We start from the raw sequence: 17,336 nt of genomic DNA on the forward strand, positions 1-17,336 counted from the left end.
GGTCGCGCACCGCGAGCACGCCGCCGGCCAGCGCCGCGTAAGGCGAGTCGATGCTCCACTCGGCCCGGTCGGTGACGTCGGCCACCGTGCCGTCGCTGTACCGGGCCGCGAGGGTAAAGCGCTCTGCAGAGCGCGCGTTCACGGAGGAAGGGCCCTGGATCTCCAGGGACAGGAGCACGGCCTTCTCCTCGGCACGGGCCTGCTCGGCGTGGTAGGTGCCGGGCTCCCAGGCGATGAACGCCAGGAGCAAGGCGGCCACGACGCCCGTTGCCAGGAGGAAGAGAATGCGTTTCACGGTCAGGGTGCGTTGCATCGGATTCTCCCTTCGGTGTGGCGCCGGCATGGACCCGCGCCGGGTCGTGCCCCCCCGGTTCGGAGGGCACGGCCTTAGCAGGACCCGTGCCACGTAACATCCCACGCCGAGGGCAAAGGGGTCGCGTGGTCCCGGAAGGCCCCACGGCACCGCAAGATCCGCCCCCGGCGGGTCGCCGCAAGTCGACCCCGCGGTAACGGCCAGACCAACGCCCCCGGGCGCATCCTGTCGGCATCCGGGCACACCCGCCAAGCCTCTCAGAGGCCTGACGCCAAGCCAAACCGGCTGTATGAGCCCGAGGCGGCAGTAGTCTTCCCGCCCCGCCGCTCTGTCGCGTCGAGGAGACAGCACGCGATCTGCCCGCCTCCCACCCGGCAATGCCGCGGTGTCTCTACCCCACCTGACAGCCGCCGGACATCCCCCAGAGGCTCTCGGCCCGCCCAGTCTCAGCCTCCGGCCCCGGCGGCAACCTCGAGTGCGCCGAAGCAGGCCGGCGCGCCGCCGTCACGCGTTGCGACGGGATGCTCGCGGCAACTCTTGCTTGATCGCCATCCCCTGATACCGTCGGGTCGGGAGAGGTCCGGCCGTGGGGTGCTTCGAGAGGGCGGGCGCTGGGTACGGAGACGCGATGACGGGATTCTTCTTCACGGCTGCTGCGGTCACCGGACTCCTCCTCGGCCTGTTCCTGCTCGAGCGCGCGTTTCCCTTACGCCGGGCCACGCGTCCCCTGGGGGGTCGCCTCCTCGTGAACCTCGCCTACGCGGCCCTGGCCTTCGCCACCGTTTCCCTCACCGTGCGCCCGGCGGCCGAGGCCATGCTCGACTGGACCGGCTCGGCCTCCTTCGGACTCCTCCGGCTGCCCTGGGTCCCCGACCCCCTCCGGCCGATCCTCGCCTTCTGCCTCATGGATCTCACCTTCTACGAGTGGCACCGGGCCAACCACCGCATCCCCCTCCTCTGGCGGTTCCACAACGTCCACCACACGGACCCGGACCTGGACGTCTCCACTGCCCTGCGCTTCCACATCGGGGAGCTTGCCCTGTCCTCGGCCTTCCGGGTGGCCCAGATCGGTCTGATCGGACCTTCCGTATGGGCCTACGCGACCTACGAGTTGGTCTTCCAGGCCAACACCCTCTTCCACCACAGCAACCTGCGGCTCCCCATCGGTCTCGAGCGCCCGCTCAATCGGGTTCTGGTCACCCCGCGGATGCACGGCATCCACCACTCGCAGGTGTGGAAGGAGACCAACTCCAACTACTCATCCGTCTTCCCCTGGTGGGACCGCCTGCACCGGACCCTGAGGCTCAACGTCCCCCAGGCCGAAGTCGCCATCGGCATCCCGGCCTACTCTGCCGCCGAGGACAACGGCCTGTTGAGCACCCTGCTCACGCCGTTTCGGGAGCAGCGCCGCTACTGGCGGCGGCCGGACGGGACGATGGCGGTGAGGGAGCCGACCCCCAGGCACGAGGTCACCCGACTGGCGGAGTGACGGCGAGGGCGCCCTCCGCAAACGGGCCCATCCAGAAATCGGTCAGCTAGTCGCAGAGAGCCAGGACCCAACCGTTTCCGTGCCTTCGGCACCTGTGTCTCTTGAGAGGAGCGGACGCCATGGAAACTCTGCACCGGGCAGCCGCCGGTGATGCGGATGCCTTCCGGGATCTCGTCGCCCGCTACCGCCGGTTCGTCTACGCCCTGTGCTTGGCGGGGTCCAGGAATCCGAGCGACGCTGAGGACCTCACCCAGGAGGTCTTCCTGAGCATACACCGGGACCTCCCGAGCCTGCGGGAGCCCGGGAAGTTTCTGCCCTGGCTCCGTCAGGTGGCCAAGAACGCCTGCCGCCTCTGGTACCGGAGGCACGAGCCGGCGACGGCGCCCCTGGACGAAGCCCTGGGGGTGGAGGACCTGGCCGCTGGAGGCGCGGCGCGGCGGGCCGAGGTGCGAAGGATCATCGTCGATACACTGGCCGCCGTGTCGGAGCGCAGCCGCGAGGTGCTCGCCCTCCACTACCTGGGGGGCTGCTCCGAGGCCGAGATCGCCGAAGCGCTGGGCCTGCGCCGGACGACGGTGAAGAGCCGGCTCCACGAGGGGAGGGCACAAGCCAGGCGGGCACTGGAGCCGCTCGTGAGGGAGCTTCTCCTGTTGGACACCCGATCGGGCGAGGCGGTCGAGGAGATCGTGCAGCGCTGCGGCAGCCCGGGCTGCGGTTGCCCGGAGACCCTGACGGAAGGGAGGTGAGGACGATGAAGCGTTGCGCTTGTGGATGCATGGAACCGGGAAAGGACGCCAAGGCCGCGCAGGAGCGCGAGACCCCGGAGCCCCGGGACGACCGGAAGGCCCAGGGCGAAGGGCGGGAGCAGGGGTCATCGAAAGCCGGGGAGCGGTAACCGCGCCCCACGAAAGACCGGCCGGCCACGGGTTCGCCGGTGGCCGGCCGGCTCCCCGATTCCTGGAGGAATGGATCAGACCGCGGTCGAGATCGAACCCCTGCTGCAACAACTCCTCCTGCTCCCTGGGGGAGAAACAGTCCGGGTCAGGGCACGAGTCGCGACCAGGTGGCGTAGCAGGCATCGCCGATGCGGTGCAGGTTCGCAAGATGCTCTCGGGCGCCGGCCAAGACCTCCGCACCCGACACACCCGCCTCGCCGAGCTCGCCTGAGAAGTGGGTCACCCAATCCTGCACGATCGGTTTGGTGACCTCCATGTGGAAGAGCAGTCCGTAGGCCGAGGTTCCGTAGCGGAAGGATTGCGTCTCGGTGAGCTCCGAGCGGGCGAGCCGCATGGCTCCGTGGGGCAGGTCGAAGACGTCTCCATGCCAGTGCAGGGCCGCGAACACATCCGGTGCCTCCGCCCACAGCGGGTCGGCGCGGCCCTCCGGGGTGAGGATCACCTCGTGCCACCCGAGCTCCTTACGGGGGCCCGGGCGCACCCGGGCCCCCAGGGCTGCGGCGAGGAGCTGGCTCCCCAGGCAGGTGCCGAGGATCGGCCGCTCGCGGCGCAGGGCGTCCTCGATCAAGCGCAGTTCCTCCCGCAGGAACGGGTGCTCGGCTTCCTCGTAGACCCCCATGGGGCCGCCCATGACCACGAGCGCCCCGGCGTCCCCCATCTCCCGCGGCACCGCCTCCCCGGCGTACACCCGAATCGGCGTCAGCTCGACGCCGCGGCCCGCCAAGGCCTCGGAGATCCGCCCCGGGGGCTCCCACTCGATGTGCTGGATCACGTAGACCCGACTTGCCGGTTCACCCATGGAAGGACTCCCTCATCGCGCCCAACTCCGTGCCTTTGTCCGAGCGGAGGACCATAGCCCGAACAGGGGGCGTCGCTAGCCCGTCATCAGCCCCGCGGGCGGTGGTTGCCCCCGCCTCCCGGCTGGGGGCCTCGACTTTGAACCCGGCCGAAGGGGGTGCGCCGCTCGGCTCACGGCCCAAACCGCTTCTTCCACCACGCCAGATACGCCTCGTCCGTCTCAGGAACGGCGCGGGGCTCGGGGGCAGGTTCCACCGCGAACCCCCGCGGATCGCCCCGCGTCAGCACCAGGTAGGCGTTCACCACCTGCGTGAAGTCCCCCGCCACGGAAGTAACGTCCGGGTGGCGCAGTCGGGCCAGGGTTCGAAACGCCTGCTTGATCTGCTCCGGTCCGGCGTCCTCGCCCACACCGAGGACCCGTCGAGCCTTCGCGCGAAGCTCCCGGATCTCGGCGTAGGGCGTCAGGAAGCGCTCATCCATCACGCGACCCCCCGCGGCCGGAGACGACGAGGAGACCACCCCACGGGAGGAAGGAGGGGAGCAGCCGCTCTGCACCTCTCGCCCAGGGGTTGCCCGAGGGGAGGAAGACCGCCGTGCGCACGCTTAGGTCGGTGGCAAGCAGTCCCCGGAAGAGGCCCTTCGCCTCCCGGGGCCGGTGCCAGACCGCCCCTCGGTAGCTCCCGGACCCGCCGTCCTTTCCCTTCCGCCGATAGAGGAGGCTTTGCCGGTTGAGGAGGCCGACGGCAAACCGCCGTCGGGTGACCCGAACGATTTCGCTCGCGGCTTTGCGAGCGTCCTCGGCGAAACAAAGGGCTGCGACCGAGACCGTGAAATCGAAGGAGCCATCGGCAAAGGGTAGCGCCTCCGCCACACCCCGAACGTAGCTCTCGCGACTGCCTGCGTGGCTTCGCGCGAAGGACGTCCAGAAAGCGCTCGGGTCCAACCCCACCACCCGGCCGCTCAAGCCCTCGGCGAAACGGCGGGTGAAGTACCCGGTGCCGCACCCCGCGTCGAGCAGGGTCTCGCCGGTCTGGGGCGCGAGGAGGCGCACCAGGAGGCGGTACTCGGCGTTACCGATCCACCGGCCTCGCTGGGTCTGGTACCAGGTGTCGTACGCCTCCGGCGAGATCGCGCCTACCGAAGAGAACGGCACCGATGCCGTCCCCGTGGGCTTCCTCCCTTCGGCACGGCAGTGGCTCATCGCGACCGCCACGCACCCGGCCCGAGTCCGCGGTCCCTCACGGCTGCGCCTCCCGTTCCATGCCCTCCGCGAAGGCTTCGCGGCAGCACGCAAGGACGCGCTCGTGGATATCGGCGGTCCCCTTGTGGAAGTCGGCCTCTCCCGTCCCGAGGGTGTTCGTCACGTAAAGCAGCGAGGCGATCTCTGCATCCCGGGTCCGGGCCAGGGCCATGAGGGCCGCGGCCTCCATCTCGACCGAGAGCACCCCCGCCGCCCGGTGCCGGAGGACCTGGCTCTCGGTCTCCCGGTAGGGCGCGTCGGTGGTCCAGGTGTGCCCCCGGTGGACGGGGAGCCCACATCCCACCGCCCGGCGGGCGAGCGCTGCGGGCAGCTCGCCGGTCGCATCGACCCAGGCCGCGGGGGCGAGATAGTGGTACGAGGTCCCTTCGTCCCGCAGCGCGCGGTCGGGCACCACGAGGCAGGGAAGCCGAAGTCCCTCTGTGATGGCCCCTGCCGAGCTGTACCCGATGATGTGGCGGCACCCCGAGGCGATCAGTTGCTCCGCGACCAGGACGGCGAAGGGTGCCCCCACGGTGCCCCCGATGAGCCCCATCTCGAAACCGTCCGTCTCGATCACGAGGAGCGCGGTGTGGAAGCAGGCCCACGCCGGGCTGGGCCGGGCTCGCAGCTTCTCCCGGGCCACGGGCACCAGCTCGCCATCGAAGCCGAGCACGCAGCAGACCGGGATCCCTCCTCCCCGGATGCCGGCCGACGGCCCTTTCAGGGCGTTCGCCCGCAAGAGGAGGTTCTCGGGCAGAAACACCGAGGGCTCTTCGGTCGGGTGGGAGAGGATGGGCGCTGTCGCGTCCATCGCGGGCCGTACCATGGCGCTCCTGCATCTCTGGGGGCCGGCAATGGCGGCCCGGTGTCACCGAGGTCAGAACATGCCGAACTTCTTGAGCCGAAAGGGTAGGTCGACGATGGTCGCCTCGGCGGTCGGGCGCTCGAGCAGATCGAAGGCGGCCTCGATGATGGCCCGCTGGGTCTCGCGATCCCTCGGATTTCCCAGGGGTTTCCCGGGGGAGAACTTCACGAAGAGACTCCGGGGCGGCTTCACCAGTTCGATGATGTCTCGCCGAAAGGTCACGCAGACGGTGCTCAGCCCCGCCTCCTCCAACCCCCTCGCGACCAGTCCTACGGACTGGTTGCAGAGCGTTCAGGTGGGGGTCAGGAACGCGGCGTCGGCACTGAGCTCCCGGAGGCGACGGCCGACCTTTCGCGCGTTCTCCAGGAGGAGACCGGTGACGGAGATGTGCCCCATGAAGCTCACGTGCTCCTCCGAAAGCGCGCCAATCCTGCCCTCGCGCACGTACTCCCTCATCCGGTCGATGGGGAAGACGCAGCTGAGGTCCTCGTTGATGAACCTGTGATCGTAGGACTCGTGCGAGACCGCGATGTCCTCGTGCCGCACGTCGGTTGGGAGGACCCGGTAGGAGCAGTCCCCTTCCGGGTGCCGGGTGTCGAAGGGAGGGTCGGTCTTCAGGTGCAGGCCGCCGGTGGTGACGAGCGCGAGCGTGCTCTCCGCCAGGGGTCTTCGCAGGGCGGTGATGGGCGCGTCGCGAAAGGTCGCGTACTCGAACCCCGGGTACTTCTTCCGCAGGGCGTCCCGGGTCTGGCTCAGCAGGTTCGACATCGCGGCTCCTCTCTTCGAGAACTCGGGGGATATTATGCGGCATCTCCCGGTCCGTACCTCCGGCGGACCCAGCCCGGCACCAGGGAGGCGGCCACGAAGAAGCCTGCGGCAACGGCCAGGTACCCGAGCGTCTTCCCCAGACTCCCCTGGCCGCTGACCAGCGCCCCGCCGGCAAAGCAGTAGGCGGCCGACGCGGGCAGCATGCAGAGGAAGGTCACGACGGAGTAGGTCCCGACGCGGATCGGGGTGAGGCCGTAGGCATAGTTTTGCAGGTTGAACGGGAAGAGCGGCACCAGCCGGGTCACGAGGAGCATCCGCCAGCCGTGCCGCGCCACGCCCTCTTCGATCTTGGCGATGTAGGGATTTCGGCCGGCCCAGCTCTCCACCAGGGGCCTCGCGGCGTATCTTCCCGCGAGAAAGGCCGCCACGGCACCGAGGTTCGCCCCCACGGTGACCCAGAGGAGCCCCTGCCAGGCCCCGAAGACGGCGGCGCCGAGGAGGGTGACCGGAAGGCCGGGTACGAAGAACATGCAGGCAGCGACCCAGAGGAGCACGTAGGCGAGAGGACCGATCCACCCCAGGCCTTCTACGGCCTGCGCCAGGCTCTGGAAATTGGAGGGGCGCAGGTACTCGGCAAGACCCAGGAGGCGAAACCCCGCCACCCCCGCGACCACGACGGCCAGCAGGGTCCCGGCTCGAAGCCACGGCCCAAACGGCCCGGTCGCCTTCTTTACGTCCATCTCGTTCCTCCGCTAGCCGCTGCTAACCAGTCTCCGCTTCAGCCGCAGGCCTCGGGGCGGCTTCTCCGGACGAAACCCTGCCGGCCCGCCGGCCCCGCAGCCAATCCCGCACGTCCCGGATCTCCAGCGCCCCCACCGGGCAGACGCTCACGCACCGGCCGCACCCCATGCACTCGGGGGTGCGCACCGCCCCCTTCTCCCGAATGTACCGGCGCACCGGGATCCCCATGTCGCAGACCTTCTCGCACAGCCCGCACTGGGTGCAGCGCTCCGGGTCGGCGCGAAGCCGGTATAGCCCCAGGTACCCCAGAATCCCCCAGATTCCACCCCAGGGGCAGCCCCAGCGGCAGAAGTTCCGATTCCCCGTCCAGGGAATCAGGAGGAAGCTCAGGTAATAGCCGCCCAGGAGGTAGGCGTAGAGCGGTTCGCCGTAAACTTCCCGGGCGGTGGCGGGAAGCGCGAGGACGGCCCCGAGGTACAGGAGCACCGCGGCCGTGTTCGCGTACTTGAGGTAGCGAAGCCGCCACCACCCCTCCCCCTTCGGCGTCGTGTCCCGGAAGGCCGCCGCGAAAGTCTCGCGCGAGGCCACGCACGGGCAGCACCAGCCGCAGTCAGCCCGCCGCCCCAGGAAGAAGATGGGCACGAAGAAAAGGAAGAATCCCAGGGACTCCACGTAGTGGATCGCCGGGAAGACCCGCACGCGCCCGTCGAGCTGGGGGATCGCCTCGCGGTAGCCGAAGAGGCCGGGGACGACGACCCAGAGCAGGAGGTAGAGCCCCACGACCCAGAGGATGCGCCTGCGCTGGTAGGCGTCGGCCTCCACCCGGTAGCGATAGAGCCCGAAGAGGGGGATCAGGTAGGCGCCCGCGCCGGCGTTGACGACCACCTCTCTTCCAGCGAAGGAGACCTCGATGGGGAAGAAGTAGCTCGAGAAGTACCAGACCAGCGCGAGGGCGCTCGCGACCTGGAAGCCGCGGCTCGCACCCGCTCCAGCCAGGGAGCGGACCCGCTCGCCTCTCCCTGGGGCGGCTCGGCCGTCGCGGGGCGGACTCTCCTCAGGGGCGGCAAGCACCTGCCGGGCCGCAGCTTCGGGCATCACACGTTCCTTCTCGAGGGGAGAAAGGCGATCGGTATCAGCCGGGCTCCGAGGCGGTCTCGACCGGAAATCCCCGGGCGCGCCAGTCCTGGACACTGTCCTCCAGGCGCACCGCCCGGTACCCTTCGGCCCGGAGCACCTCCACCGCCTCGGCCGCGAGCACGCAGTAAGGCCCCCGGCAGTAGGCCACGATCTCGCGGTCTTTCGGCAGCTCCGCGAGCCGTCGGCGAAGCTCGGCAAGCGGAATCGAGACCGCACCCCCGATGTGGGCCGACCGGTACTCCTCTTCGGGTCGCACGTCGATGACCGTGGCGGCCCCCTCCCGGACCCTCTCCAGAAGGGCCTGCCGGTCCACCGGCTCGAACCCGCCGGTCCCCTCGAAGAACTTCCGGGCCGTGGAAGTCACCTCGGCCAGGCGGGCCTCGGCGAGCGCTCGCATGGAGCGGAAGAACTCGCAGACCGCCGGATCACCGAGGCGGTAGGTGACGTAGAGGCCGTGCTTTTCCGCCTCCACGAGGTGGGCCGCCCGAAGGACCTGGAGGTGCTGGGAAGCGTTGGCCACCGTGATGCCGGCCTGCCGGGCCAGGGCCTCCACGGTTCGCTCCCCCTGGCAGAGGAGGTCGAGGAGCTCCAGCCGCCGCGGGCTCGAAACCGCCTTGCCGATGCGGGCAAACTGCTCGTAGATCGCGTCTTTGAACCGCCGCTTCTCGCTTGACATGGGGCACCTCGTCGCGTAATCAAGTGATTGCTTGAATACGCGATCTGCACTGCCTTGTCAAGGAAGTCGTCGCCCGTTCTCCACCGCGCAGGAGGCCCGGAAATTGCCGAAAACCGGATCTATCTCGACTACAACTCCTCGACCCCCTTCGTCCCCCTCCTCCACGGGGCGGGCCACGAGGGCGGCCGATGCCGCTACCCCACCAAGGAGGAGATCCTTGCGGTGCTGGAGAGGCTCCGAACCACGGTGTAGGACTGGGGCCGTGGAGGCGCGGGAAGGACCGGGGAATCTATCCTGCCAGGTAGCGCAACAGCCCGGCCACCCCCCCGGCGGCAACGAGCCAGGCGGAGTTCACCCGCCAGCGCAGGAGAACCCCGAGGCTCCCCAGGGCCAGGAGCCAGGTCCAGGGGTCGGGGAGGGCGGCCCGGCCCAGGTACCAGGTGACGACCGCCATGAGGGCGAAGGACCCCGCCACCACCCCGTCGAGGAACGAGGCCAGGATGCGTGAACGCCGCATGCGGGGCACGAGCGGGGAGAGAAGACCCACGAAGAGGAAGGACGGCAGGAAGATGCCCCCCGTGGCCAGGAGCGCCCCGGGGAGGCCCGCCACCAGGTAGCCGACAAAGGTCGCGGTGGTGAAGACGGGCCCCGGGGTGAACTGGCCCACCGCCACCGCGTCGAGGAGCTCAGTGGAGGTCAGCCAGCCCCAGCGGTCCACCAGGTCGGCCTGGAGGAACGCCAGCAGCACGTAGCCGCTGCCGTAGAGGACCGAGCCCACCTTGAGGAAGAAGAGAGTGAGCTTCGCCAGCGTCGGAGCCACCGCCGCGCCCCCCATGGCTCCCACCGCCCCGGCCGCCTCGGCCGCCGCCGGCCACAGGAGCGCGAGGCCCGCCCCTGGGGCGGCCCAATGTCGCACCCGCGCCGCGGCGATGGAGGCGAGGCCCGCCCCGAGCAGCAGCGTCACCTCGCCCGCCCCGAGGAGCGAGCCCGCGGCCACGGCTGCGGCGAGGGCCGCGGGTGGCCATCCCCGAAGAGCCGTCTTTCCCAGGCCCCACCGGGCCTGGGCGACGACGGCGAGGATCACGGGCTTGATGCCCCAGAGGACCCACTCCACCTGGGGAAGGCTCCCGTACTCGCGATAGAACCACGCAAACCCCAGGACGATGAGCATGGCCGGGACGATGAAGCACACCCCCGCCGCCACCAGGCCCCTCACCCCCGCCCGGTGGTAGCCCAGGTGGATGGCCATCTCGGTGGAGTTGGGCCCGGGGATGAGATTCGTCGCGGCCAGGAGGTCGAGGAAGGTCTGCCGGTCCACCCAGCCCCGGCGCTCCACGATCTCCCGGTCCATGAGGGCCACGTGGGCGGCGGGCCCCCCGAAGGCCGTGGCCCCGAGCCGCAGGAAGACCCCTGCCACCTCCCGAACGCGCCCCCCGTCGTCCCGCCGCTCGCCCGCCATCGTCCGCCTCCCCCCGTCCCTACGAAGCCCGGTTCACAGGATGGGATCCGGCGCCTTCCCGCAGGCGACCCTCCCCGACGAGCTCCCCGAGCTGTGCCTCCACCGCGTCCAGGGCCTCCCGCCCCTCGGGGGTCAGGAAGTAGGAACGCCGCGCCTTGGGCCCGCCGGCCGGGTCCGTCTCGCACCGCAGCCACCCGAGGCCCTCCAGGCGGTGCAGCAGGGGGTAGAGCGTCCCCGGGCTCACCTCGTAGCCGTGGCGGCGAAGCTCCTGGAGCATCCACTGCCCGACCACCGGCCCCTGCCCGGCGTGATGGAGAATGTGGACCTTCCAGAAGGCAAGCAGGATCTCGCGCTGCACCGCGCGGCGGCTTGCTTCGTCCATGGCGGGTCTCCCTTCGCGTTCACGGTTCCCAGTTGCCGGTTCCGAGTCACGACTTGCGCGTATCGTGGGTCGCCTCCCGGGCGAAGCGCTTGGCCTCCTGCACCTCTTTTCCGGTGACCACGGTCTCGAGCAGTCGGTCGAAGACGGGGTTGACCCGGCCGTTGAGCCACCGGAAGGCAGCCGACTCCTCCTTGAGGGCGGTCTTGAGGAACCGGGTGCAGCCGCGACAGGCGGGGGTGCGCACGGAGTAGTCGAGGGCGTCGATCCCGTGCCAGGCCGCCAGCACCTTCATGCCCACCGTAAGCGGCTTGCGCACCCACCGAAACCACCAGGCGCGCCGGTAGGCCAGGTCCACGAGGCGGACGGTGCAGGTATTGCAGACGACTTGGCGAGAAGGGGAACGGCATTGGGGCCCCCGAGGGGTCGCAGCCATGGGATATTTCCGTTTTCGTAGTCGAACGCCGAAGACGGTCATCGTTATACAGCTCTTCGCGACGCCAGTCAAGATTCGAGACGTTCCTGGCCGAGAAACCGGGCATCGCCTCTGGCCGTGGCCGAGGACTTCAAGGGGGGCGGGGGCGAGAGTCGGTTGGGGCTCCGGCGCCGAAGCCCCTCTCCCCCGGGCGGGGGAGAGGGGCGTGCGAGGCCTCTTACGGCTTCTTGTGGTAGCCCTTGGCGTTGGAGGCCGCCCACGCCTTGTCCCGCTGCGCGTGGCAGGAAAGGCAGGCATACTCCACGGTGACGAAGGGTTCCGCGAAGGTCTTCGTCGTGCCGTCGGGGCTCTTCACGTCGCGAAACATGGAGGCGTTGGGGTCGGTGTTGATGCGGAAGATGTGGGTGCGGATGTCGCCGATGTAGGTAGCCACGGTGATCGCCGATCGGGTCGCCTTGTGCATGTGGCAGTTGACGCAGGCCTTGGTGCCGCTGTTGTGCACGTTCTTCACGAACGACCTGGCCACATCGGCGTGGCACTCGGCGCAGTTGTGACCTGCTCGCGGGAGGACTTCCACCGCCACGCGGATGATCATGCTGGACGTACAAAGACAACGCCGCCCCCGTTCGGGGGCGGCGTGATCTATCGGCGTCCGGTCGAGTCCCAGCAAGGCCGGGGTCTGCCCGCCGCGCCTACGGGAGCCAGGGCGCCTCGCCCACGACGACCTCCGCGTAGCGGCCCGCCTCCCAAGGCCAGATGGCCCGGTAGCTCGCCTTCAGGGCACGGTCGCCGCCCATGTAGGCCCAGAGGTACTCGGCGGGGTGCAGACCGAAGCTCCGGCCCTCCCGGTCGGTGGCGAAGATGTGTTGCTTACGGTCGCCCCGGCCGCGCTCGTTGTTCCAGGTGGCGACGCCGTTCCAGGGCCAGCCGTACGTCTGGGTCCAGCCCTTCGTGCCGTTCAGGACGTCGAGGACCCTGGCCGTGTCGAAGTGGCAGCTCCCGCACAACTGTTCCCGGGGAGCGCTCAGGCGGATCAGGCCGTCGGGGTCGTTCTTGACGAGGAGGTGCTCCTGACCCGCTGGCCCCAGGGCCACGTTGCTCCCCACGCCGTGGGCGTTGTGGCAGTCGAAGCAGGCCTGGGACCCGTGGAGGGAACTGCCGCCGCGGATGTAGTCCGTGAGCAGGATGTCCATGTCCTGCTGGTGGTCGCGCCGGCCCTTGCCGTCGATGGACACCTGCCGGTTGCCGTCGCCCCAGGCGGGACGCGTGTACTCGAACACGTCCATGAGCCCCAGGCTTCCGCCCAGCACGAAGCCCCGGTTGTCATTGGCCCCCTGTCCGTAAAGGGTGTTGCTCTGGGTGCGGGTGTGGCACTGGCTGCACACGGCCTGGCGCTCGGCACCGGTGAGATCGGCCGGGTGGATGACGTGGTCCGGGTTTCGAGTTGCCGCATGCTGGGCCCCGGGGCCATGGCAGGACTCGCAGGACACCCGGATGTCGGCCACGAAGAGGTCCTTGAGGTGCGTCTGGGAAGGATCGCCGGCGACGTACTTCTCCTTGGCGGCCTTCCACCCCTCGGGGTCGAAGCCCGTGGTATGGCAGCCGATGCAGCGCTCCTGCCAGGAGCGGAACTCACCGTAGTTGTTGCTGCTGGGCGCGGGGGTCGCCCCGGTCAGGCCGATCTCGATGAAGAGGAAGTTGTAGCCGGCCCGTGCCCGGTTGCCGGGGTAGGAGATGACGTAGGGCTCGCCGGTGGCGGGGTCCATCTTGATGTCGTAGCGGATGCCGCCGTTGGTGGTGTAGGCCACGTAGGCCTCCTCCACCGGGCCGCCGTCATAGTAGACCGCGTAGCGCTGCTTGCGGGTGGCGCCGACGACGATGGCAACTTCGTCGATATTGTATTTCCTCTTCGTGAGGATCAGGTCCCCGGAGGCGACCACGCCGGGGTTGGCCGCGATCAGGCCAGCGCTCGCCTGGTCCAGGATCAGGTGGGAGAGGAGGGCGTCCCAGTTGTCCCGCACCCAGGGGTTGATGTTGGCGGTGCCGGCACTGCGCCCCTCGAAGGCAGGCCCGTAGGTGGCCTTCAGGGTGTGCCAGCTCTTCTTCCACTCGTTGTGGGCCGACTTGTGGCACGCCACGCAGGCGCCGGGCCCGGCGAACCCGGCCGTCATCGCGAGCGGCGCTCGCTGTCCGTCGGTGGTCTGCCCGGCCCAGGGGGCGGCGCCGTACTGGATCACGAAGCCGTCGGCGGCGAACTTGTCCCTCTCCCAGGGCCAGATCGCCCGGTAGTTGGCCTTGACGGCCGGGTCGGTGCCCCGGTACGCCCAGATGTACTCCTCGGGGTACAGGCCGAGGCTTCGGCCTTCTCCGTCGGTGGAGAAGATGTGCTGCTTGCGGTCGCCGCGGCCCCGCTCGTTGTTCCAGGTGGCCACCCCGTTCCAGGGCCAGCCGAAGGCCTGGGCCCAGCCGTCGGTGCCGTTGAGCACCTGGAGGTACTCGTCCACCTGACCCGCATGGCACGCTCCGCAGAGCTGTTCCCGGGTGGCCTTGAGGCGGATGCGGCCGTCCGGGTCGTTCTTGACGAGCAGGTGCGGCTGCCCGGAGGCCCGCAGGGGAACGCCCCCGCCCACGCCGTGGGCGTCGTGGCAGTCGAAGCACGCCTGGCCCCCGTGGGGATTCGAAGGCAGGCCACGGTCGAGCTCGTCGTTGACGTAGGCCGTCAGCAAGAGGTCCATGTCCTGCTGGTGGTCGCGGCGCCCCTTGCCGTCGATGGACACCTGGCGGTTGCCGTCGCCCCAGGCCGGCCGGGTGTAGTCGAAGACCTCCATCAGGGTCTTCTCGCCCCCCAGCACGAAGCCCCGGTTGTCGTTGGCTCCCTGCCCGTGGGCGGTGTTGGTCTGGGTGCGGGTGTGGCACTGGCCGCACACGGCCAGGCGCTCGGCGCCGCCGAGCTCGGCAGGATGGATGATGTCGGCTTTCCTGCGCGATTCCGCGTGAACCGCGCCGGGGCCGTGGCAGGACTCGCAGGAGATGCGGATGTCCGCGACGAAGAGGTCCTTGAGATCGGCGCGCTCGCCCGCCACGTAGGCCGCCTTGGCCTCGTTCCAGGCCTCGGGTTCGAAGCCGGTGGTGTGGCAGCCGATGCAGCGCTCCTGCCAGGAGCGCCACTCTCCGTAGTTGTTGGCGCTCGGTGCAGCGTTGTCTCCGGTCAGGCCGACCTCGATGAAGAGGAAGTTGTAGCCGGCCCGGGCCCGGTTGCCGGGAAAGGAGATCGTGTAGGGCTCGTTGGTCGCGGGGTCGACCTTGATGTCGTAGCGGATGCCCCCGTTGGTGGTGTAGGCCACGTAGGCCTCCGGGACGGGTCCCCCGTCGTAGTACACCGCGTAGCGCTGCTTGCGGGTGGCCCCGACCACGATGGCCACCTCGCCAAGGTCGTACTTCCTCTTCGTGAGGATCAGGTCTCCCGACGCGACGATGCCGGGATTCGCGTCGATGAGCGCCTGGCTGGCCTGGTCCAGGATCAGGTGCGACTTGAGGCTGCCCCAGTTGTCCCGCACCCACGGGTTGACGTTCGCCGTGCCGGCGCTTCGCCCCTCGAAGGCGGGCCCGTAGGTGGCCTTCAGCGTGTGCCAGCTCGTCTTCCACTGGTTGTAGGCGTCCACGTGGCACGCCCCGCAGCGCTCGGGGCCCACGTACACCGCCGGGACCCTGGGGGCGACGGTTGTCTCCCCGGAGCCCGAGGACCCGCAGCCTGCCAGGATGAACGCAGCCCCCAGGAACAGCGACCCCACGACGACGAGTCTTCCTCTCCTCATGTTCGTTCCCTCTCTGTGGTGGGTGGCACCCGCTGCCCCCTTGCCCGTGTTCCCCATTTCCGCCTCCTGTCTGGCTCGTCTCACAGCCCGGGGGTCGATACCGCGCCCCTGGACTGGGCTCTCCGCCGCTCTTCCCACCAGCCCCGCGGGGGGCCGACCATCAGTGGCACTTCCGGCACGTGCGGCCGTCGCTCGCCCGGTCCAGGCGGCCGGCCCGATCCCCCCAGCCCTTCCCGTGGGGGCTGAAGCCGCCCGCGCCGCCCTTGGCGCTGTGGCACTTGAGGCAGGTGTCGCCCCCGGGGTGGCACGCCTGGCAGGTAACCAGGTTCTTGCGCGCCTCCCGGGCGTGCCCGGCCTGCCACTCGTGGAAGCTCGGCGCGACCGAGTCCTGGAGATGGCACACATCGCAGGCGGTCCCGGGGGTCATGCCCCGGTGGATGGCCTCGATGCCCCCGCCCCCGCCCAGACCGAAGGTGCGCCGGTGGGACGGGCCGCTGCCCCGGGTGCGGAAGTCGGCGTGGCAGTCGGTGCAGAACCGGCTCTCGTGGCAGCTCGCGCACAGCCAGGGGTCGGTGCGGGCCGCAATGGGGTGGGTGACGTGGAAGTCGGACCGGTGCACGTTGTTCATGGCGTTGCCGAAGCTTCCCTGCTCGTCGGCGAATCCCGACTTGTGGCACTCGGTGCAGAAACTCTGCTGGTGGCACGCCGCGCAGTCGTAGGTTTGGCCCCTGGCCTCTCGGCTGTGCTGGAAGGTCCAGAGGGGACCGTGGGTGGCCGTGCCCGGGATCCGCACCGCGCTCACGAAGTCCCGGTCGTGGCACTCCAGGCACCTCTCGGCTGGGGGCACGACGGTGCGGTCCTCGGGGGCGTGGCAGATGGTGCACGCCTCGCCCTGCGTGTAGGCCAGGTGCGCGTCGTGGCGGAAGTCGTCCACGGCCTGGGCCGTTCCGGCCGCGAGGAGCGCGCCGGCCGCCAGCAGGATTGCGAATCGCTTCATCGGACAGGCTCCTTTTCTAGAAGAGGACGTTGAGGCGGACGCGGCCCCGGTTGTAGTGGTCCCAGAGGTCGCTCTCGACCCGCTCCACCTTGGCCTGCACGTTGACTCTTCGGCTCAGGTACGCCGTGACGTCGGCCCAGTAGCGCTTGGCCGTGGTGTCGTCCTGGTCGTCGAGGTCCCGCTCGAACACGTCCACGTGCAGCCCCACCCCGCCCTCGAGGGTTCGGTGAAAGAGGTACGCCGCCCGCGCCTTGAAGCCCCGCAGGTCCTGGCCGTCCTCGTCGTCGCGCCAGACGCCGGTCAGGTATCCCGAAAACCGCCCGGTCCGAAGTTTCTCGATCCCGGCCTCGTAGACGTTGGCGTCGGCGTAGTCCTCGTAGAGCTCGCGCGTGTAGAGCGCGAAGGTCCGAAGCCCGCGGGCGATGTTGTAGCCGAGCTCGCCCTGCACGTGCTCGTACTCCGAGACCGCGAAGACCGAATAGATGGACGTGGAGTCGAACACCGGCAGGGAGTAGAGGTACTCCGCCCGCAGATACCAGGCGGGGCTGCGGTGGTACTTGGCCCCCGCCAGGAAGTAGGAGACCGCGTTGGAGAGATAGTTGAACTGGGCCTCCGCGAACACGCTCAGCATGTCGCGAAACACGTAGCTCGCGTCCGCCCCGATGAGCTCGCGCGCCAGGGCGCTGCCGTCCCACTTCTGCAGGTACGAGACCCTCAGGTCCAGGGTCTCCAGGAAGCGGCCCGACACCTCGGCACCCCAGATCACGTCCTTGTGGGGACGGTACGACTCGTACTCGGTGACGTCGCCGCCCCCGAAGAGCCGAAGCCCCAGGGGCCCCAGGTTGCGGTACCTGAGGTCGAGGCCGTCGAGCACCGACGCCCCCGCGGTGGTAGACACGAATTGGCGGCCCAGTCGGAAATCCAGGTTGGTCAGGAGGTCGGCCTTCTCCAGGTACGCATAGTAGAGCCGGCTGTCGGCGTCGGTCTCGTCTGCCAGGTCGGCCCCGAGCCGGCCGTACCCCCGAACGTTCCACCCCGAGGCACCCAGGTCGCGGGCGTTCAGGAGCAGGTACTGATAGACGGGAACGGAGGTGTCCCCGTCGGCGTCGTCGAACCACTCGACGACCGTGCTCGCCGAGCCGGAGACCGACGCCCCCAGCGCCCCGCCCGGAATCCCCAACCCCGCCCCCAGGGCCGCCAGGGCGGCACAGCAGGCGGATCGCAGCCAACCGTTCATGCTCCCTCCTCGTCCCGTTCGTGCCGCTCC

21 protein-coding genes are annotated in these 17,336 nt (G+C 69.6%); 4 read left to right on the plus strand and 17 right to left on the minus strand.

Features of this window, described 5'->3' with window-relative positions:
• Nucleotides 1-313: hypothetical protein (locus AB1578_14380; GenBank protein MEW6489090.1), on the minus strand; the 313-nt coding region annotated here is incomplete at its 3' end.
• 628 nt (nt 314-941) lie between these two features.
• Here AB1578_14380 and AB1578_14385 point away from each other — a divergent pair.
• From AB1578_14385 to AB1578_14395, 3 genes are all read left to right on the plus strand, one after another.
• Nucleotides 942-1,802, plus strand: a complete 861-nt coding sequence (locus AB1578_14385) for a sterol desaturase family protein (protein ID MEW6489091.1) — start codon at nt 942-944, stop codon at nt 1,800-1,802.
• Nucleotides 1,803-1,921: 119 nt separating this feature from the next.
• Nucleotides 1,922-2,548 (plus strand): sigma-70 family RNA polymerase sigma factor, encoded by a 627-nt coding sequence (locus tag AB1578_14390; protein ID MEW6489092.1) that lies wholly within the window; start codon nt 1,922-1,924, stop codon nt 2,546-2,548.
• A gap of 5 nt (nt 2,549-2,553) precedes the next feature.
• Entirely contained in the window at nt 2,554-2,697 is a 144-nt protein-coding gene (locus AB1578_14395) for a hypothetical protein (protein MEW6489093.1), read from the plus strand.
• 146 nt (nt 2,698-2,843) lie between these two features.
• Here the strand turns inward: AB1578_14395 and AB1578_14400 are convergent, their stop codons facing one another.
• From AB1578_14400 to AB1578_14440, 9 genes are all read right to left on the minus strand, one after another.
• Nucleotides 2,844-3,557 (minus strand): gamma-glutamyl-gamma-aminobutyrate hydrolase family protein, encoded by a 714-nt coding sequence (locus AB1578_14400; GenBank protein MEW6489094.1) that lies wholly within the window; start codon nt 3,555-3,557, stop codon nt 2,844-2,846.
• Nucleotides 3,558-3,727: 170 nt separating this feature from the next.
• Nucleotides 3,728-4,036: a DnaJ domain-containing protein gene (locus AB1578_14405; GenBank protein ID MEW6489095.1), complete on the minus strand. Its 309-nt coding sequence runs from the start codon at nt 4,034-4,036 to the stop codon at nt 3,728-3,730.
• Nucleotides 4,029-4,709 (minus strand): methyltransferase domain-containing protein, encoded by a 681-nt coding sequence (locus AB1578_14410; GenBank protein MEW6489096.1) that lies wholly within the window; start codon nt 4,707-4,709, stop codon nt 4,029-4,031. Before AB1578_14410 ends, AB1578_14405 begins: the two co-directional genes overlap by 8 nt.
• 85 nt (nt 4,710-4,794) lie before the next feature.
• Complete coding sequence (locus AB1578_14415; GenBank protein MEW6489097.1) at nt 4,795-5,622, minus strand: nucleoside phosphorylase; 828 nt, start codon at nt 5,620-5,622, stop codon at nt 4,795-4,797.
• Between the two features lie 51 nt (nt 5,623-5,673).
• Nucleotides 5,674-5,883 carry a hypothetical protein gene (locus AB1578_14420; protein ID MEW6489098.1) on the minus strand — a complete coding sequence of 70 codons (210 nt, stop codon included), beginning with the start codon at nt 5,881-5,883 and terminating at the stop codon, nt 5,674-5,676.
• A gap of 69 nt (nt 5,884-5,952) precedes the next feature.
• Nucleotides 5,953-6,429: a glycine/sarcosine/betaine reductase selenoprotein B family protein gene (locus tag AB1578_14425; GenBank protein MEW6489099.1), complete on the minus strand. Its 477-nt coding sequence runs from the start codon at nt 6,427-6,429 to the stop codon at nt 5,953-5,955.
• 32 nt (nt 6,430-6,461) lie between these two features.
• Nucleotides 6,462-7,169 carry a TVP38/TMEM64 family protein gene (locus tag AB1578_14430; protein ID MEW6489100.1) on the minus strand — a complete coding sequence of 236 codons (708 nt, stop codon included), beginning with the start codon at nt 7,167-7,169 and terminating at the stop codon, nt 6,462-6,464.
• A gap of 22 nt (nt 7,170-7,191) precedes the next feature.
• Entirely contained in the window at nt 7,192-8,265 is a 1,074-nt protein-coding gene (locus tag AB1578_14435) for a 4Fe-4S dicluster domain-containing protein (protein ID MEW6489101.1), read from the minus strand.
• 37 nt (nt 8,266-8,302) lie between these two features.
• Nucleotides 8,303-8,983 carry a metalloregulator ArsR/SmtB family transcription factor gene (locus tag AB1578_14440; protein ID MEW6489102.1) on the minus strand — a complete coding sequence of 227 codons (681 nt, stop codon included), beginning with the start codon at nt 8,981-8,983 and terminating at the stop codon, nt 8,303-8,305.
• A gap of 54 nt (nt 8,984-9,037) precedes the next feature.
• Here AB1578_14440 and AB1578_14445 point away from each other — a divergent pair, with 54 nt between their 5' ends.
• Nucleotides 9,038-9,235 (plus strand): hypothetical protein, encoded by a 198-nt coding sequence (locus tag AB1578_14445; GenBank protein MEW6489103.1) that lies wholly within the window; start codon nt 9,038-9,040, stop codon nt 9,233-9,235.
• 37 nt (nt 9,236-9,272) lie between these two features.
• Here AB1578_14445 and chrA read toward each other — a convergent pair whose 3' ends face one another.
• The 7 genes from chrA to AB1578_14480 all read right to left on the minus strand — a co-directional run bounded on the left by chrA (nt 9,273) and on the right by AB1578_14480 (nt 17,306).
• Nucleotides 9,273-10,442, minus strand: a complete 1,170-nt coding sequence (gene chrA / locus AB1578_14450; GenBank protein ID MEW6489104.1) for a chromate efflux transporter — start codon at nt 10,440-10,442, stop codon at nt 9,273-9,275.
• A gap of 19 nt (nt 10,443-10,461) precedes the next feature.
• Nucleotides 10,462-10,824 (minus strand): PadR family transcriptional regulator, encoded by a 363-nt coding sequence (locus AB1578_14455; GenBank protein ID MEW6489105.1) that lies wholly within the window; start codon nt 10,822-10,824, stop codon nt 10,462-10,464.
• A 46-nt stretch (nt 10,825-10,870) separates the two neighbouring features.
• Nucleotides 10,871-11,257 (minus strand): nitroreductase, encoded by a 387-nt coding sequence (locus tag AB1578_14460; GenBank protein ID MEW6489106.1) that lies wholly within the window; start codon nt 11,255-11,257, stop codon nt 10,871-10,873.
• Between the two features lie 217 nt (nt 11,258-11,474).
• Entirely contained in the window at nt 11,475-11,852 is a 378-nt protein-coding gene (locus AB1578_14465) for a hypothetical protein (GenBank protein MEW6489107.1), read from the minus strand.
• A gap of 97 nt (nt 11,853-11,949) precedes the next feature.
• Entirely contained in the window at nt 11,950-15,072 is a 3,123-nt protein-coding gene (locus AB1578_14470) for a multiheme c-type cytochrome (protein MEW6489108.1), read from the minus strand.
• 160 nt (nt 15,073-15,232) lie between these two features.
• Nucleotides 15,233-16,069, minus strand: coding sequence for a cytochrome C (locus AB1578_14475; GenBank protein ID MEW6489109.1), 837 nt, complete (start codon nt 16,067-16,069; stop codon nt 15,233-15,235).
• A gap of 16 nt (nt 16,070-16,085) precedes the next feature.
• The gene (locus tag AB1578_14480; protein ID MEW6489110.1) at nt 16,086-17,306 is read right to left on the minus strand and encodes a hypothetical protein; all 1,221 of its coding nucleotides are present in this window, start codon (nt 17,304-17,306) and stop codon (nt 16,086-16,088) included.
• Between the last annotated feature and the right edge of the window lie 30 nt (nt 17,307-17,336).

The sequence above is a fragment of the Thermodesulfobacteriota bacterium genome (assembly GCA_040756475.1).
Taxonomy (GTDB): domain Bacteria; phylum Desulfobacterota; class Deferrisomatia; order Deferrisomatales; family JACRMM01; genus JBFLZB01.

Excerpts from the sequence above, each read along its gene's own strand:
- AB1578_14385 (MEW6489091.1), top strand. The coding sequence starts at position 942 with ATGACGGGATTCTTCTTCACGGCTGCTGCGGTCACCGGACTCCTCCTC.
- AB1578_14390 (MEW6489092.1), top strand. The coding sequence starts at position 1,922 with ATGGAAACTCTGCACCGGGCAGCCGCCGGTGATGCGGATGCCTTCCGG.
- AB1578_14395 (MEW6489093.1), top strand. The coding sequence starts at position 2,554 with ATGAAGCGTTGCGCTTGTGGATGCATGGAACCGGGAAAGGACGCCAAG.
- AB1578_14400 (MEW6489094.1), bottom strand. The coding sequence starts at position 3,557 with ATGGGTGAACCGGCAAGTCGGGTCTACGTGATCCAGCACATCGAGTGG.
- AB1578_14405 (MEW6489095.1), bottom strand. The coding sequence starts at position 4,036 with ATGGATGAGCGCTTCCTGACGCCCTACGCCGAGATCCGGGAGCTTCGC.
- AB1578_14415 (MEW6489097.1), bottom strand. The coding sequence starts at position 5,622 with ATGGTACGGCCCGCGATGGACGCGACAGCGCCCATCCTCTCCCACCCG.
- AB1578_14425 (MEW6489099.1), bottom strand. The coding sequence starts at position 6,429 with ATGTCGAACCTGCTGAGCCAGACCCGGGACGCCCTGCGGAAGAAGTAC.
- AB1578_14430 (MEW6489100.1), bottom strand. The coding sequence starts at position 7,169 with ATGGACGTAAAGAAGGCGACCGGGCCGTTTGGGCCGTGGCTTCGAGCC.
- AB1578_14435 (MEW6489101.1), bottom strand. The coding sequence starts at position 8,265 with ATGCCCGAAGCTGCGGCCCGGCAGGTGCTTGCCGCCCCTGAGGAGAGT.
- AB1578_14440 (MEW6489102.1), bottom strand. The coding sequence starts at position 8,983 with ATGTCAAGCGAGAAGCGGCGGTTCAAAGACGCGATCTACGAGCAGTTT.
- chrA (MEW6489104.1), bottom strand. The coding sequence starts at position 10,442 with ATGGCGGGCGAGCGGCGGGACGACGGGGGGCGCGTTCGGGAGGTGGCA.
- AB1578_14455 (MEW6489105.1), bottom strand. The coding sequence starts at position 10,824 with ATGGACGAAGCAAGCCGCCGCGCGGTGCAGCGCGAGATCCTGCTTGCC.
- AB1578_14460 (MEW6489106.1), bottom strand. The coding sequence starts at position 11,257 with ATGGCTGCGACCCCTCGGGGGCCCCAATGCCGTTCCCCTTCTCGCCAA.
- AB1578_14465 (MEW6489107.1), bottom strand. The coding sequence starts at position 11,852 with ATGATCATCCGCGTGGCGGTGGAAGTCCTCCCGCGAGCAGGTCACAAC.
- AB1578_14470 (MEW6489108.1), bottom strand. The coding sequence starts at position 15,072 with ATGAGGAGAGGAAGACTCGTCGTCGTGGGGTCGCTGTTCCTGGGGGCT.
- AB1578_14475 (MEW6489109.1), bottom strand. The coding sequence starts at position 16,069 with ATGAAGCGATTCGCAATCCTGCTGGCGGCCGGCGCGCTCCTCGCGGCC.
- AB1578_14480 (MEW6489110.1), bottom strand. The coding sequence starts at position 17,306 with ATGAACGGTTGGCTGCGATCCGCCTGCTGTGCCGCCCTGGCGGCCCTG.